General features: G+C 45.2%; 14 protein-coding genes. 4 read left to right on the top strand and 10 right to left on the bottom strand.

Annotation, left to right across the window (positions count from 1 at the left end):
- Nucleotides 1–14 precede the first annotated feature (14 nt).
- The 4 genes from SUN_RS00070 to tig form a co-directional block, all read right to left on the bottom strand.
- On the bottom strand, nt 15–1598 hold the full coding sequence (locus SUN_RS00070; RefSeq protein WP_011979708.1) for a YifB family Mg chelatase-like AAA ATPase: 1584 nt from the start codon (nt 1596–1598) through the stop codon (nt 15–17).
- An 82-nt stretch (nt 1599–1680) separates the two neighbouring features.
- Nucleotides 1681–2205 carry a peptide deformylase gene (gene def, locus SUN_RS00065; protein ID WP_011979707.1) on the bottom strand — a complete coding sequence of 175 codons (525 nt, stop codon included), beginning with the start codon at nt 2203–2205 and terminating at the stop codon, nt 1681–1683.
- Between the two features lie 8 nt (nt 2206–2213).
- Nucleotides 2214–2801: an ATP-dependent Clp endopeptidase proteolytic subunit ClpP gene (gene clpP, locus SUN_RS00060; protein ID WP_011979706.1), complete on the bottom strand. Its 588-nt coding sequence runs from the start codon at nt 2799–2801 to the stop codon at nt 2214–2216.
- Between the two features lie 286 nt (nt 2802–3087).
- A complete protein-coding gene (gene tig, locus SUN_RS00055) occupies nt 3088–4371 on the bottom strand; it encodes a trigger factor (protein ID WP_011979705.1) in 1284 nt (427 codons plus the stop codon).
- Nucleotides 4372–4470: 99 nt separating this feature from the next.
- Between tig and SUN_RS00050 the strand changes: the two genes are divergently transcribed.
- Both SUN_RS00050 and folE read left to right on the top strand, forming a co-directional pair.
- On the top strand, nt 4471–5433 hold the full coding sequence (locus tag SUN_RS00050) for an A/G-specific adenine glycosylase (RefSeq protein WP_173255950.1): 963 nt from the start codon (nt 4471–4473) through the stop codon (nt 5431–5433).
- Nucleotides 5434–5474: 41 nt separating this feature from the next.
- Entirely contained in the window at nt 5475–6053 is a 579-nt protein-coding gene (folE, locus tag SUN_RS00045) for a GTP cyclohydrolase I FolE (RefSeq protein ID WP_011979703.1), read from the top strand.
- 1 nt (nt 6054) lies between these two features.
- On the opposite strand, the gene SUN_RS00040 is transcribed toward folE, so the two are convergent.
- Nucleotides 6055–6441, bottom strand: a complete 387-nt coding sequence (locus SUN_RS00040; protein WP_011979702.1) for an STAS/SEC14 domain-containing protein — start codon at nt 6439–6441, stop codon at nt 6055–6057.
- Between the two features lie 315 nt (nt 6442–6756).
- Here SUN_RS00040 and SUN_RS00035 point away from each other — a divergent pair, with 315 nt between their 5' ends.
- Both SUN_RS00035 and SUN_RS00030 read left to right on the top strand, forming a co-directional pair.
- Entirely contained in the window at nt 6757–7959 is a 1203-nt protein-coding gene (locus tag SUN_RS00035; protein WP_011979701.1) for a NifS family cysteine desulfurase, read from the top strand.
- A gap of 77 nt (nt 7960–8036) precedes the next feature.
- Nucleotides 8037–9011: an iron-sulfur cluster assembly scaffold protein NifU gene (locus SUN_RS00030; protein ID WP_011979700.1), complete on the top strand. Its 975-nt coding sequence runs from the start codon at nt 8037–8039 to the stop codon at nt 9009–9011.
- A 47-nt stretch (nt 9012–9058) separates the two neighbouring features.
- Here SUN_RS00030 and SUN_RS00025 read toward each other — a convergent pair whose 3' ends face one another.
- The 5 genes from SUN_RS00025 to dnaA form a co-directional block, all read right to left on the bottom strand.
- Nucleotides 9059–9265 carry a hypothetical protein gene (locus SUN_RS00025; RefSeq protein WP_011979699.1) on the bottom strand — a complete coding sequence of 69 codons (207 nt, stop codon included), beginning with the start codon at nt 9263–9265 and terminating at the stop codon, nt 9059–9061.
- A gap of 2 nt (nt 9266–9267) precedes the next feature.
- Nucleotides 9268–10851, bottom strand: a complete 1584-nt coding sequence (gene recJ / locus SUN_RS00020) for a single-stranded-DNA-specific exonuclease RecJ (protein ID WP_011979698.1) — start codon at nt 10849–10851, stop codon at nt 9268–9270.
- Complete coding sequence (locus tag SUN_RS00015) at nt 10852–12483, bottom strand: CTP synthase (protein WP_011979697.1); 1632 nt, start codon at nt 12481–12483, stop codon at nt 10852–10854.
- A gap of 11 nt (nt 12484–12494) precedes the next feature.
- Nucleotides 12495–13562, bottom strand: coding sequence for a DNA polymerase III subunit beta (gene dnaN, locus SUN_RS00010; protein ID WP_011979696.1), 1068 nt, complete (start codon nt 13560–13562; stop codon nt 12495–12497).
- A gap of 190 nt (nt 13563–13752) precedes the next feature.
- A complete protein-coding gene (dnaA, locus tag SUN_RS00005) occupies nt 13753–15081 on the bottom strand; it encodes a chromosomal replication initiator protein DnaA (RefSeq protein ID WP_011979695.1) in 1329 nt (442 codons plus the stop codon).
- Nucleotides 15082–15145: the final 64 nt, after the last annotated feature.

The raw sequence follows: 15145 nt of genomic DNA, 5'->3' as shown, positions 1-15145 counted from the left end.
GTAATCATCCATCATCATCTTCGACGATAACTCAGTGCTTCAAGTATATCCTTCTTCTCGATCTTCTCATGCCCATTGATATCTGCTATCGTTCGTCCTACTTTTTTGACCGATGCGATGCTTCTGTGTGAAAGACCGAATTTGGCAATGGCCCCTTCGAGTATCTTGTCTGCATCCTCCTTCAAAAGACAATAGTGCTCTATCTCATCTTCGGCCAGCTTCCCGTTCAGCCTCTGCTGTCCCCGCTCTTTCTGCTTTCTAAATGCGGCAATGACTGCTGCATGCATCGCTTTTGAACTGACATCTCCCTTATCATCTGAGTTGACTTCCTGCATCACCACAAAAAGGTCAATACGGTCAAGAAAAGGGTCAGAAAGTTTGTTCTGATAGCGCTTGATCTCCACCTCGGAACAGCGGCAGACTTTGGTCTTGGAAAGAAGGTTTCCGCAGGGACACGGGTTCTGTGCCGCAACAAACATAATATCCGCCTGATACTCAATCTTGGCATTAACCCTGGCAATGTGTACCTTCTTATCTTGCAGGGGTTCCCTCATCGCTTCGAGTACGTTTTTGGAAAAGTGGGGAATCTCATCGAAAAAAAGTATACCGTAATTGGCCAGGGCCACTTCACCGATCTTTGCCTGTCCGGAACCTCCTCCAAAGATGGAAGCGGACGTTGCAGTATGATGCGGAGAACGCATGGGGCGTATGGCTTTAAAGTCCGGTGTCTGACCATCAAGGAACTGATGTTTTGCGATGGAAAGCAATTCCTCTTCATACAGCGGCGGCAGTATGTCTTTCAATCGTTTGGCGATCATACTTTTGCCGCAGCCGGGATTACCTTCCATAAAGAAGTTGTGCATGCCTGCAGCCGCGATCATCGCAGCCCGCTTGGCAACCATCTGTCCTTTGACCTCGGCAAAATCACTCTCGTATCGCTCTTCGTAAAAATAGTCTATACCGGCTATCTCAATACTTTTGGCATCATAAGAGAACTGTTCAACATTGGCTTTGAACTCACCTTTTTTCAGCAGTGTTATGGCTTCGGACAGTGTTTCTACCGCAATGAAATCGACTCCGGAGATATGACACAGATAGCTGATGGCCTCTTTGGGAACGATCACTCTTTTGATGAAACCCTGCTCTTTGAGCGAAAGTATCAGGGGGAAGAGCATGGAAGAACTTTTCACTCGGCCATCAAGTCCCAGCTCTCCAAAGACAAAAAGCCCCTCTTCATCAAAAGCCTTTTTATTCAGGGCGACAAGCAGGGCAAGAGAGAGGTCGAAATGTGTACCGTTCTTCTTGATATCGCTTGGTGAAAGATTGATCGTTATTTTTAAAGGAGGAAATACAAATTCGTTGGTAAGCAGTGCGGATTTGACCCGTTCTTTCGCCTCCTGTATGTCACTGGAAGCCAGACCTACCACGGAAAAACCGGGCAATCCCTTTGTAAATGTAGCTTCAACTTCTATCACCTTTGCATTCACACCCTCCAGTGTTGCACAGGTCAGGCGATTGACAATGGCCGGCTGTTTTTCTTTAACTTTGACTTTTTTTGTTTTTGGTGGGAGATTACCACTATGCGTTTTTGCATTCATAGTGACAGTGTGACATAAAGAGGCACAGGAGATTTAAAAATATGTCATATTGTCATATTTTAGATTTTATATTGACCAGGGGCTATTGTGCCTTCTGTCTTTTAGCCCACTCTTTTTCAAATTTTTTTCTCTTCAGGAAAGAAAGTTTTTCTATAAACACTTTCCCATCAAGATGGTCGATTTCATGCTGCATGGCAATGGCAAGGAAGTCATCATCTTCGATAATATGTTTTTCGCCGTTTCTGTCATAGTATTCTACTTTGACATGTTTGGCGCGTTCCACATCTTCATAGACACCTGGGACGGAGAGGCAACCCTCCTGGAATTTCTCTTTTCCGTCCATCTCAACGATGACTGGATTGATCATTTCAAGTGTATTCTCTTTAGGCTGGTCATGTTCGCCCTCCTCTTTTTCCAAAGGTACGTTGATAATGAGTGCACGAAGGTCAACCCCTACCTGAATAGCAGCCAGTCCCACACCATTGCGCGCGATCATGGTCTCATACATATCGTCAAGCAGGTCATGCAGGGCACCGTCAAAAGACCCAACCTCTCTGGATATCTGCTTCAGACGTTTGTCCGGGTAAATGACTATCTCTCTAACCATGGGAAACCCTATGTAAAGCTTTTTGTGAGCACTTTATCGATGAGACCATACTCTACCGCCTCTTTGGCTGACATAAAGTTGTCTCTTTCGGTATCTTTCTCTATTCTTTTGGCTGTTTTTCCTGTCTTTTCTGCCATGATCTCGTTAAGCGTATCTTTGAGTCTCTGTATCTCCTGTGCCTGGATCTGGATATCCGTAGACTGTCCCTGTGCCCCGCCTGAAGGCTGGTGGATCATGATACGTGCATGCGGCAGGGCATAACGCTTCCCTTTGGTTCCGGACGCAAGCAGGAACGCACCCATGGAAGCCGCCTGTCCGATACAGATGGTAACAATATCGGGCTTGATGTAGTTCATCGTATCAAACATGCTCAGTCCCGAAGTGATCACACCGCCCGGGGAGTTGATGTAGAAGTAGATATCCTTGTCTGGATCTTGCGCTTCGAGGAAAAGTAGCTGCGCCACAATGGAAGAAGCAACCTGGTCGTTCACTTCGCCGCTGAGCATGATGATCCTGTCTTTGAGAAGACGTGAATAGATATCGTACGATCTTTCACCTCTGCCGGTCTGTTCTACAACGTATGGGATATAACTCATGAATTGCCTTTATTTAATAGATAGTAAAATGGATTGTTTTAACCCGGATTATACATTAGAAATTACAGAACGCTACACAAACCATTGTACCGTGGGCACTTACGGAGAAACCATCGATGCACCTATGGGTGCACCTCAAGTTTTCCGCAAATACCTACAGCACAAGCATTTGGTAGATTTCAAGCAATTCTAATGCATAATCCGGGTTTAATCGATTCAAATATACATTAAAAAAGTTAACAGAAGTGCCATAGGACCGGAGAACCGGTCCAACGGGTTATTTTTCCTACAGGCCGAGAAGTTTGCCGAAAAGTTTGTCTTCGATCATTCCCATCTTCACTGCCGGGAGAAGGTTATTCTTCTGGTAGTACTCGATCACCTGCTGAGGGTCCTGGCCGCTCATCATCGCTTCATAGTAGATCGCCTGTGATACTTCCTGGTCGTCTACGTTCACGTCCTCTTTTTTCGCAAGCGCGTCTACAATGAATGTCGCTTTAACCGAATTCTCAGCCTCTTCTCTTAGCTCTTCTCGAAGTGCTTCGACCTTTTCAGGGTTCTCTTTAAAATCGTTGAGCTCCTCTTCGCTCATCTCTCTTGCTTTTGCATTGATCTTCGCATCGATCTCCTGCTCAACGATATTGTTCGGAAGTGCGAAATCAAAGTGTGCAACCAGTGCTTCAATAATTTTCGGCTTGAGCTCTTCGTTATAGATTTTGGAGGTTTTTTCATTCACGATCTGCTCTTTGAGCTTCTCTTTGAGTGTATCAAGCGTTGCTTTTTCATCCTGAAGCAGTTTCTGTGCCAATGCATCATTCAATTCAGCCGGTACCTGTTCCTGGATCTCGTGAAGCTTCACTTTGAACTCCGCCTCTTTCCCTGCAAGTTCTTTGGACTGGTATTCTTCAGGGAATGCCACGGTGATCGTTTTCTCTTCATCATATTTCATACCGATGATCTGCTCTTCAAAGCCGGGGATAAACTGACCGGAACCGATCTTGAGACTGAATTTTTCCGCTTTTCCGCCTTCGAATGCAACACCGTCAACGAATCCTTCGAAATCGATCACAACTGTGTCACCGTCTCTTACCATTCTCTTTCTTTTGATCTTCTCGAACGGTGCCTGCTGTGCAGCGATCTCTTCAAGTTTTTCTTCTACTTCTTTCTCTGTCGCTTCGGGTTTTTCAAAAGCAGGAACCGCTTTCTCATATCCTTCCGCTTCGATCGTCGGTCGCAAAGAGATCTCAACTTCTACTTCAATACCCTCATCTTTCTTGTCATACTTCTTGAAGATCGGCTCACCGAGGATATCCGCCGTATTGATACCGGCTTCTTTCACACCAAGGTCAATAAGTGATCTGAGCGCATCACCCTCGGCATCCTGCTGAAGCTTGTCGCCATGCAGTTTTTTCACGACATGCGGAGGTACTTTCCCTTTTCTGAATCCGTCGACTTTCATCTGCTTGCCTGCTTCTCTTGCCAGTTTGTCGACATTCGCTTCAACTACTTTGTTCTCGATATTACCCTGAACTGCCACATTGGCATCATCAATCTTCTTTACTTCAACTTTCACTACAGTCCTTTGTATATAAATTGCGTGATTTTATCTAAAATTTGATAAAAACCCAATAGTACACAAATTATGGCATAAAATATGGCTATAATCGCCCTCATGAAAGTGAGCCTAAAAGAGATACACCAAAAGATCAGAACCTGGTACGAAGCATATGGCCGGCATGACCTTCCCTGGCGCAGCACAAACAACCCTTATCACATTTACCTAAGCGAGGTCATGCTTCAGCAGACACAGGTGAAGACCGTGCTTGAACGCTACTATTTTCCCTTCCTTCAAGCCTTTTCCTCTCTTGAAGCACTGGGTAATGCCCCGCTCGATGATGTGCTGAAACAGTGGGAAGGACTGGGGTATTACAACCGGGCGAAGAATTTGCACAGAACCGCCGGTCTGGTCAATGAACTTCCCCCGGAGATCGATGAACTGGTCAAACTTCCCGGTATAGGAAAAAATACGGCCCATGCCATTGCGGCTTTTGCTTTTCATCAACCCGTACCTGTCATGGAGGCCAATGTCAAACGCATACTCTGCCGCATGCACAGGCTACGTACACCCAATGAGAAAAAACTCTGGAAATTTGCCTACGCGTCAGTCGACAAAGAAGATCCTTTCAACTACAACCAGGCTATGATGGATATCGGTGCGACGCTCTGCCTGCCCAAAAACCCCCAATGCAATCGCTGTCCTCTTGAAAATATCTGCAAAGGGAAAAACAATCCTGAGTACTATCCGCTCAAGAAGAAGAAAACTGTACCGGCAAGGGAAGAGAACATTGTCATCTACCTCTACGACGATAGGCTTTCCCTGCAGCAGAGAAGCGGAAAGTTCCTGCATGGTCTCTGGGGATTTGAAAGTGTCGAAATACCTCCCTGTGCCGCTGAGTACATCGGAGAAGTCACTCATGCCTATACCCATTTTAAACTAAAGTGCAGAGTTTATCTCTACTTTGAAAGCAGCCCTGAGCAGGAGTATTATTTCACACCAGAGAAGATAGGAAAACTGGCGATCTCGAAGGTGGATGAGAAGATTGTTAACTTGTATTTGGATACAATTGTAAAATAAAAAGTAAATCTACCCTATCCCAAAATATAATGGAATACATAATGAACAAAGAAAAAGAGTTTGAAGAAGCTGTCACTAAGGTACTGGAACTTTTGGGGGAGGACCCGCAGCGCGAGGGTCTGCTCAAAACACCCAACCGTGTAGCAAAAGCCCTTACATTCCTGACCGAAGGCTATCATCAGGACCCGAAAGAGATCCTCAACCAGGCACTTTTCAGTACCAGTAACGACGAAATGGTCCTGGTGCGGGACATCGAGTTTTACTCCATGTGTGAGCACCATATGCTGCCCATCATCGGACGTGCGCATGTAGCTTACATCCCTGACGGCAAGGTGGTCGGTCTTTCGAAGATCCCCCGTATCGTCAATGTCTATGCCAGACGCCTGCAGATACAGGAGCAGATGACAGAACAGATTGCCGATGCCATTCTTGGTACCATCAAACCCAAAGGTGTGGCCGTCGTGGTCCATGCCCGTCACATGTGCATGGAGATGCGCGGCGTACAGAAGATCAATTCTACAACCGTCTCTTCCGCCCTGCGCGGCCTTTTCAAAAGTGATGAACGTACCCGTAACGAGTTCTACAACCTCATCAATACGCCCACGCCTTCCAATTTCTGATCTATTTCATCAGCCAGGTGAGCGCTTCACCCCGCTTCAGGAAGAATTTTGATTTTCCTTTCATCATATGGCTCATCATTGCCGTTGATTGTTCTTCCCATTTTTTGTTCCCAACAATAGCCATTTTGTCAAATTTGTTACGATGCTTGATACCGAATTTGAAATCATCCCAGGCAGCCAGCATTTCCCAACCTTTGAATTTTCTCATATCTACCAGAAGGTCTACTTCCAGCCCTTTGGCCTCTTTGAGTGCTTTGTCTATCATGGGTACGAATACCTTGTAATCTTCATGTGTCAGTTTGCCGATCATGGCCAGTTCTATGAAAAGTCTTTTCTTGCTTCGTTTGATCGCGACCGATATACCGTGTTCTTTGATTGTTGCTGCCATTTTTTCTCCTTTAAATATATACATTATCTATTATATCATATTCACATTTACCAAAAATCAATCGCAATTTACCTAAATAGGAGTATAATCCTCCTCTTTAACTGCTTTTTTATGTTAAATTAAGAAAATATACGTAATATGCAGAAAACTTTAATTAGGACTAAATTACTCCTAATTAAAAATGAAACTCGTTTTCATATATTAAAAAATAAGATTCCTCCTATGAACTGTCGCACTCAGACACCTGAGCCAAGGGCGAAACTTCAGTGAGGGGAATTTAAAAGGAACCCGTTCCTTTTAAAGGAGAAAGCCATAATGAAAGTCTATTTGGACAACAATGCCACTACGATCGTCGATCCGCATGTATTTGCTGAGATGGAGCCCTACTTCGTACAACGTTACGGCAACCCGAACTCGCTGCACCTTTTCGCCAGTGAAACACATCCGGCGCTCAAAGATGCCATGGAAAAGATCTATGCGGGTATCCATGCGCCCAAAGAGGACAGTGTCGTTATCACTTCCTGCGCGACAGAGAGCAACAACTGGGTACTGAAAAGTATCTACTTCGAACAGATCCTTACCGGGAAGAAGAACCATATCATCATCTCTGAAGTAGAACATCCTTCAGTGATCGCTACGGCAAAGTTCATCGAAAGTATGGGATGCAAAGTAACGTACCTTCCCATAAACCATGAAGGTATCATCGACGCACAAACCGTGAGAGATACAATCACCGATAAGACAGCCCTTGTATCAGTCATGTGGGCGAACAATGAGACAGGAGCGATCTTCCCTGTTGAAGAGATCGGAGAGATCTGTGCGGAGCACAATGTGCCTTTTCATACGGATGCCGTACAGGCTATAGGCAAACTGCCGGTAGATGTCCAGACCTTCAATGTAGATTATCTGACATTTTCTGCACACAAGTTCCATGGCCCCAAAGGAGTCGGAGCGCTCTACATCAAAAAAGGTAAAGAACTGATACCACTGCTTCACGGCGGTTCACAAATGGGCGGTTACCGTTCGGGAACACTTAACGTACCGGGAATCGTCGGTATGGGTAAAGCGATGGAACAGGCAGTCGATTCACTCGATTATGAGATGGAAGATGTTAGAGAGATGAGAGATGCCTTCGAAGACGAGCTGCTCAAGATTAAAGACACTTTTGTGGTCACACCAAGAGAAAAAAGAACACCCAACACCATCCTGATCTCGTTCAGAGGTATTGAGGGTGAATCTATGCTCTGGGACCTCAACCGTGCAGGTATCGGAGCGAGTACAGGATCTGCCTGTGCTTCCGAGGATCTTGAAGCCAACTCCGTTATGGAAGCCATCGGTGCAGCCGAAGACCTTGCACACACAGCGATCCGTTTTTCACTCAGCCGTTATACGACGCAGGAAGAACTGGACTATACACTTGACGTGGTCAGAAAAGCTGTTGAGCGACTCAGAGGTATCTCAAGTACCTATTCGTATGCGCCGGAAGGCCACGAAAGCGGTCTGGATGCACATCATTAGAATTAAGATTTAAGAACGATTACAAAGCTTGAGAGCATTTGTCAAAAGAAAAATGAAGATTATATAAAGGAAAAAATATGGGAATGGATAGTTTGATAGGCGGTACCATCTGGGATGAGTACAGTCAAAAAGTAACGGATCTTATGAACAACCCTCAAAATATGGGTGAGATCACGGAGGAAGAGGCTGAAGCGATGGGTGCCAAACTCATCGTTGCGGACTTCGGTGCCGAAAGCTGCGGCGATGCGGTACGTCTCTACTGGGCTGTAGACCCCAAGACAGACAAGATCCTCAAGTCAAAGTTCAAGAGTTTCGGCTGCGGAACGGCCATTGCCTCTTCTGATACAATGGCAGAACTCTGTAAGGGAAAGACCGTTGATGAAGCAGTAAAGATCACCAACATAGATGTGGAAAAAGCTATGCGTGACACACCAGATGTTCCTGCCGTACCGCCTCAGAAAATGCACTGCTCGGTCATGGCTTACGATGTCATCAAAAAAGCGGCTGCACAGTATAAAGGTGTAGACATGGAGAGCTTCGAAGAGGAGGTCATCGTGTGTGAATGTGCACGTGTCTCACTCTCTACACTCAGAGAAGTGATCCGCCTGAATGACCTGACAACGGTCGAAGAGATCACAGATTACACCAAAGCGGGTGCTTTCTGTAAATCATGTATCAGACCCGGCGGACACGAAGAGAAGGACATCTATCTTGTGGATCTTCTCGAAGAGTATGAAAAAGAGAAAATGTCAGCGGCTGCCACCCTTGGAAACGAAGGTGGTTCAACCGGTGCGTTTAAAGATATGACCATTGTCCAGAAGATCAAGGCGGTCGATAAGACCGTGGACGAAAACATCCGCCAGATGCTCATTATGGACGGCGGGGATATGGAAATCCTTGATATCAAGGACAACGGAGAGAACATCGACATTTACATCAGATACCTCGGTGCCTGTAACGGCTGTGCCAGTGCGAGTACCGGTACGCTCTTCGCCATCGAGAACATCCTCAAAGAGAAACTCGATCCGAACATCAGAGTACTTCCTATCTAATCCCCATAGCAGTGGCTGCTCCCACTGCTTCCCATAAGACAAAATACCTACCTTTTCAAGAACCTCACAATACCGCGTATAATCATGAACAGCAGATAGACCGCCAGTGTAATGACAAGTGGATGCAGACCGAACCAGCCCTGTGTGAACAGTGATTCAATATGTTCCATCGGGTGGTTTATACACTCTTTGAAGTGCATACCCAGTGCCAATACCAGAAAAATGGCCATAAATATCTTCAACTCTTTTTTCATGTTTATCTTCTCTTTATTTTATCTATCATCAGCTGCAGGGTCACGTTCCCTCTGAAATGGTTCTCGTTGACCGTATAGGTGATGCTCACCCTCTCTCCCGTTTCAAAATGCTCTTTGGTCTTGAATTTCACTCCCGGCATGACGATCCCCTCCTGTGCGAAAGAGAAACGCAGATGCTCTCCCTCTTTGCCCATCGTGTCTGCCTGCAGTATCTCTACATCACTGCTGATGAACTTGGGTCTGGGGTTTCCGTGGCCGTAGGGTTCATATTTTTGCATCATCTCCGTCAGTGCAAAAGAGATCTCCGAGAAATGCAGCTCCCCGACAATTTCGGGATCAATCTCCTCTTTCACATAATTGCCCTGGTGGTAGGATTCCTGGACCTTCTCTCTGAAGCTTTCAAAATGCGTTTCGTGCAAACTGAGACCAATGGCCGCTTTGTGCCCTCCGAACTTCTCCAGATCTTCCCTGCAGCCGTCTACAATGCCAAAGAGGTCACACTCTCCGTAGCTCCTGCCGCTGCCTTTGAGTATCCCTTCCTCGTTCCTGCTCAGAATGATACAGGGCTTTTCACGGACACGTGCCACCCTGGCCGCAACAATGCCCACAACACCCTCGTGCCATCCTTCTCCTGCCACGATGATCACCTCATCTTCCCAATCCGCTTTCTGCAGGGCCTTTCGGGTGATATCCTCTTCCGTCGCTTTTCGCTCTGTATTGAATCCTATCAAACGTTCAAGCCTGACCCTCGCATCGTAAATGTTGGTAGAGGTCAGGAAGTCCACGGCATGGGAGGCATCCTCCATGCGTCCGGCGGCATTGAGTATGGGTGCAAAAGAAAAAGCAATATCTTCCGAGCTCAGCTCTTCCTTCTGGGTATGTTCCATAAAAGCCTTTATGGCAGGTCTGCTGCTTTGGGACAGTGCTTTGATACCGCGTTCCACCATCGCTCTGTTGATGTGCCACAGCGGCATAACATCTGCAATGATCGCAATGGCTGCCAGTTCCATATAAGGCATCATATTGATCTTCAGAGCAAGCGCATTCTTCAGCGAAGCGATCAGATACCAGGCGATCTGTGCACCGCATACCTCTTCGTAGGGAAAAGAACATGCTTCCTGCTTCTGATCGATAATAGCATAGGCTTCAGGCACTTCGGGTGCGAGCATATGGTGATCGGTAATGATCAGTTCTATCCCCTCTTCTTTGCAGAGCTGTGCCGCATAGACCGCAGAGATACCGTTGTCCACGGTAATGGCGAGGTCCGTTCCCGCAATACGGGGAATAATATTGGCCGAGAGACCGTACCCATCCCTGAAACGGTTAGGTATGACCCATTCCACAGGGTAATCGATCTCGTCGAAAAAAAGCTTCATCAGCGTCGTGGAAGTCACACCGTCCACGTCATAGTCACCGATGATGCTGATCTTCTCTCTGTTTTCTATGGCCCTGACGATACGCTCCGTCGCTCTGTCCATATCTTTGAAGGTGGAAGGATGGGGGAGGTCTTTCAAAGAGAGAAATCCCTCTTTAAAGCGTTTTTGCAAAATTGCATCCAACGCTTCAAGCGTTACAGATGGATACATCTATTTTCTGTTTTGCATGGAAGCCTGCACAAATGCCAGAATGGAAGGGTTGACATTCTGCAGTCTTGACGTGAATTCAGGGTGGAACTGTACACCGAGGAACCAGGGATGGTCCACGACTTCCACCGCTTCGATAAGACCGTGCGATTCACCGGTAATCTCCATACCGTTGGCTTCGAGTGCCTCTCTGTATTTCGGATTGGCTTCGTAGCGGTGTCTGTGTCTCTCATAGATCATCGGTGCATCATAAGCTTTTCTGAGGTTCGATCCCTCTTTGGTTTCGCACTCGTATTCGCCCAGTCTGAGCGTACCGCCCATCGGCGAAGTGGTCGTTCGAATCTGCTTGGCACCTGCCGCATCGATGAACTCGTCGATCAGATAGATCACAGGATCCGGTGTATCTTCATTGAACTCAACCGAATTCGCCTCTTTGAGTCCCAGTACGTTTCTGGCAAATTCCACCATGGAAAGCTGCATACCAAGACAGATACCCAAAAATGGTATTTTCTCTTCACGTGCATACTGAATGGAAAGGATCTTTCCTTCCACGCCACGCTCTCCGAAGCCACCGGCGACCAATACACCATCACAATCGTTCAGGTACTTCGCCGCACCATCTTCCTCGACCTTTTCACTGTCCACCCATTTGATGTTCACACGACTATCGAGATGTGCACCCGCATGGATCAGGGCCTCTGTCAATGATTTGTAGGACTCTTTGAGATCAAGATATTTCCCTACAAAAGCAATCTTCACCTCTTCTGTAGGCATGATGATCTTGTGGACCAGATCGGTCCATTCATCCATCTTCGGCTGACAGTTTTCAAGCTCCAGCTGTTTACAGATCGGTGTCAAAATATCCTGACGTAGGAAATTCAACGGTACCTGGTAAATAGTTGCCGCATCCTCCGCTACAATGACGGAATCTTCATCCACATCACAACTGTAAGCAATCTTCCTCTTGATATCGCTGCTGACCGGTACTTCAGCACGCAGCACCAGCATATGCGGTGCAATACCGATGCGTCTGAGTTCCTGTACGGAGTGCTGTGTCGGCTTGGTCTTGAGCTCACCTGCCGCTTTGATGTAGGGAAGAAGCGTTACATGCACATTGATTACGGTCTTTTTACCCAATTCATGTTTCATCTGACGGATCGTCTCGAGGAAAGGAAGCCCTTCGATATCCCCTGTCGTACCACCCAGTTCAACAATAAGGATATCTTTACCCTCTCCTGCACGTACAATACGCTCTTTGATCTCATTGACAATATGGGGTACGACCTGAATCGTTTTACCCAGATATTTACCTTTACGTTCATTTTCGATAACCGTTTTGTAGACAAGACCCGTTGTAAAGTTGTTGTTCTGTGTCAGTGAGGTATCGAGGAATCTTTCGTAATGACCGAGGTCAAGGTCTGTTTCCGCACCGTCTTTTGTTACGAACACTTCACCATGTTCAAGCGGTGACATCGTTCCCGGGTCGACGTTGATATAGGGGTCGAGTTTAAGTACACCGACTCTCTGTCCTGTATGTTTTAACAGTGTTCCTATGCTTGCTGCAGTGATCCCTTTTCCCAAAGAACTCAGCACACCGCCTGTTACAAAAATATATTTTGTTGTTTTTTCGCTCATTAACACTTTCCTTATGCTACGATCGGCATGATGATCGTGATGAAATTCTCATCTTTCACAATAAAAGGAAGGGACGGTTCATTGAATTCCAGTAAGAATTCATTTTTGTCGATCTGTGAGATGAAATCAAGAATATATCTGCTGTTGAAAGAGAGTTCGTATTTTTCATTCAATCCGGTTCCGATCTCGATTTCCGTTTTTGCTTCTACATTGTCAGCACTGAGTGAATTGAAAATGATCGCATCCGAAAGTAATGTCATTTTGATCTCCTGGGAGATAGTCGTGATCATTTTGATCGAATCGATCATCTCTTTTTTAGGCAGTGTGATAGAGTGTTTTACCGATGCAGGGATGATTCTTTGGTAATCAGGGAATTTCCCGTTGATCAGCCTTGTATAGAAGAAGTAATTCTCATTGGTGATGATCAGATTGGTTTCGTCATAATAGATATTAATTTGGTCCAAAAAGAGTTTTTGTATCTCAAGGATTGCTTTTTTAGGTACGATGAGGGAGAGTTCTTCACTGTTGTTTCCCGGAATACTTGCAATAGCCAATCTTCTTGTATCGGTACCGACAAGATCTGTAGAGTCATGTTTGATATTGATAAGTGCACCGTTGAGCTCAAATTTAGGGTTATTCGTATCAATAGCAGGTGAGATCTTTTTGAGATTTTGGATCAGACTTAATGAATCAAGCGTGATCTGTGGTTTTTCATCGACAGAGGGAAAGGCAGGATAAGCATTCGGGTCAAAGGTCGGCAGTTTGAATTTGGAATGTTTCTGTTTGACAATGAGTGTATTGTCAAGTATCTCCATGATGATCTCATCGTCTTTGAGGATTCTGATGATATCGAGCAGTTTTTTACCATTGGCTGTAAATGAACCTTCGGACTCAATGAGTATATGATCGGTAACGATCTGAAGACCTATTTCACTGTCAGTTGCTTTGACGATACATTTATCATTCTGAGAAGAGAATAGTATGTGTGAGGTGATTTGACTTGCATCTTTTTTTTCCAAAAAAGGCTGTAGATTGATGAGGATCGATTCGATGATCTGTTTTTGAGCTCTTATCTTCATAGACTTCCCTTATTTTTAATAATTTTAGTACGTAGTAGTAGTTCAACATGAATATGTGAAAAACCGTTTTACTGCCTGCCTGAACGTTGTTTTTAAATGTGCAACTCCTTTTGGGAACATTCACATTTTTTCACTTATAAAATTATATCTTTTTTTTATTCAAGTTTTATTACCGTTTGATACCCGATTTCTACTCTTTATTCGTGTCAGTATTGATTTTGTTTGAAAGCTCTTCGAGAAGGACTTTGAAATTCTCGTCATTTTCAATGATTTCGTTGATCTTTTTCATGGCATGGGAAATGGCTGTATGGTCTTTCATACCAAAATAAAGTGCGATCTGCGGCATAGAGTTCGGAGTAAGATTTCTGGCTAAGTAGATAGCTGTCCTTCGGGCACTGACCACATTTTTGGTTCGTTTTTTTGATTTGATGTCGGAAGGTTTGATGTTAAGTTCTTTCGAAACGATCTTGACGATATCATCGATGCTGATATTTTCTTTTTTCTCTTTCAACTGGTCTTTGATGGCATTCTGTGCAAAATCAAGTGTGATATCCTGATTCAGCATGGAGGAGAGAGCATTGAGCTTAATGATCGTCCCCTCAATTTCACGGATATTGTCCCCCATATTGGTTGCAATGAAATTGATTATCTCATGGTTGAGTCTGATTCCGTCAAGTTCACATTTTTTCTGGATGATGGCGATCTTCGTCTCCAGTCCGGGAGGTTGTATGTCTGCCATCAACCCCCATTCGAAACGGCTTCGTAGTCTGTCAACGAGTCCGGCTATTTTATTAGGCTGACGGTCGGAGGTAATGACAATCTGCTTGTTGGTATTGTAGAGTTCATTGAAAGTATGAAAGAACTCCTCCTGTGTCTGTTCTTTCCTGCTGAGGAACTGTATGTCGTCTATCAGCAGCAGGTCACATTCCCTGAATTTCTCTCTGAAACGGTCCATTGTCTGGGAACGCAAATGGGAGGTGAAGGAGTTCATGAACTGTTCAAGGGTAGTGTAGATCACGGTCTTCCCCAGGGCAATGTGGTAATTTCCTATGGCTTGTAGCAGGTGGGTTTTTCCCAGACCGACACCTCCGTAGAGGAAAAGCGGGTTGTATATTTGTCCCGGTTTTTCTGCTACTGATTTGGCGGTGGTATAGGCAAACTGGTTCGAAGGCCCTACAATGAAACTTTCAAAGGTAAGTGAAGGGTTCAGATAGGTACTTTTGGAGTGCTGTTTTTCATTGCTTTGTTTGACAACGGGTTTACTTGTCTTTTCCGTCTGTTTCCCTACCGTGATTTCTATTTCGGGTTTAACTTCATTCTGCAGTTCGAAAAGATGTGCAAGTTTATCGCTGTATTTGGTTTTGATCCATTTGGCGACTAGCATATTGGGTGCATTGAAGTAGACAATGTTGCTTCTGGAACGGCGTGTATCATAGACCAGTTTTTTTATATAACGTTCATATTCCGTTTCGGAGATCTCTTTTTTAAGTTCGAACAGTACTTTTTGTCCAATATTCATTCCATGCATTCCTTCTTTTCACATTTTATATGAGGTTCCGCATATAAATGTGAATAACTTCCGG

The organism is Sulfurovum sp. NBC37-1, from assembly GCF_000010345.1.
GTDB lineage: Bacteria > Campylobacterota > Campylobacteria > Campylobacterales > Sulfurovaceae > Sulfurovum.
Note: the sequence above shows the minus strand (reverse complement) of the source record. Positions and strands in the feature narration are given on the sequence as shown.

What these genes read in the sequence shown, in the direction of transcription:
- def (WP_011979707.1), bottom strand. Translation starts at nt 2,205, where the DNA reads ATGGTTAGAGAGATAGTCATTTACCCGGACAAACGTCTGAAGCAGATA.
- SUN_RS00025 (WP_011979699.1), bottom strand. Translation starts at nt 9,265, where the DNA reads ATGAAAAAAGAGTTGAAGATATTTATGGCCATTTTTCTGGTATTGGCA.
- folE (WP_011979703.1), top strand. Translation starts at nt 5,475, where the DNA reads ATGAACAAAGAAAAAGAGTTTGAAGAAGCTGTCACTAAGGTACTGGAA.
- SUN_RS00035 (WP_011979701.1), top strand. Translation starts at nt 6,757, where the DNA reads ATGAAAGTCTATTTGGACAACAATGCCACTACGATCGTCGATCCGCAT.
- SUN_RS00015 (WP_011979697.1), bottom strand. Translation starts at nt 12,483, where the DNA reads ATGAGCGAAAAAACAACAAAATATATTTTTGTAACAGGCGGTGTGCTG.
- SUN_RS00040 (WP_011979702.1), bottom strand. Translation starts at nt 6,441, where the DNA reads ATGGCAGCAACAATCAAAGAACACGGTATATCGGTCGCGATCAAACGA.
- clpP (WP_011979706.1), bottom strand. Translation starts at nt 2,801, where the DNA reads ATGAGTTATATCCCATACGTTGTAGAACAGACCGGCAGAGGTGAAAGA.
- SUN_RS00030 (WP_011979700.1), top strand. Translation starts at nt 8,037, where the DNA reads ATGGGAATGGATAGTTTGATAGGCGGTACCATCTGGGATGAGTACAGT.
- recJ (WP_011979698.1), bottom strand. Translation starts at nt 10,851, where the DNA reads ATGTATCCATCTGTAACGCTTGAAGCGTTGGATGCAATTTTGCAAAAA.
- dnaA (WP_011979695.1), bottom strand. Translation starts at nt 15,081, where the DNA reads ATGAATATTGGACAAAAAGTACTGTTCGAACTTAAAAAAGAGATCTCC.
- SUN_RS00070 (WP_011979708.1), bottom strand. Translation starts at nt 1,598, where the DNA reads ATGAATGCAAAAACGCATAGTGGTAATCTCCCACCAAAAACAAAAAAA.
- dnaN (WP_011979696.1), bottom strand. Translation starts at nt 13,562, where the DNA reads ATGAAGATAAGAGCTCAAAAACAGATCATCGAATCGATCCTCATCAAT.
- SUN_RS00050 (WP_173255950.1), top strand. Translation starts at nt 4,471, where the DNA reads ATGAAAGTGAGCCTAAAAGAGATACACCAAAAGATCAGAACCTGGTAC.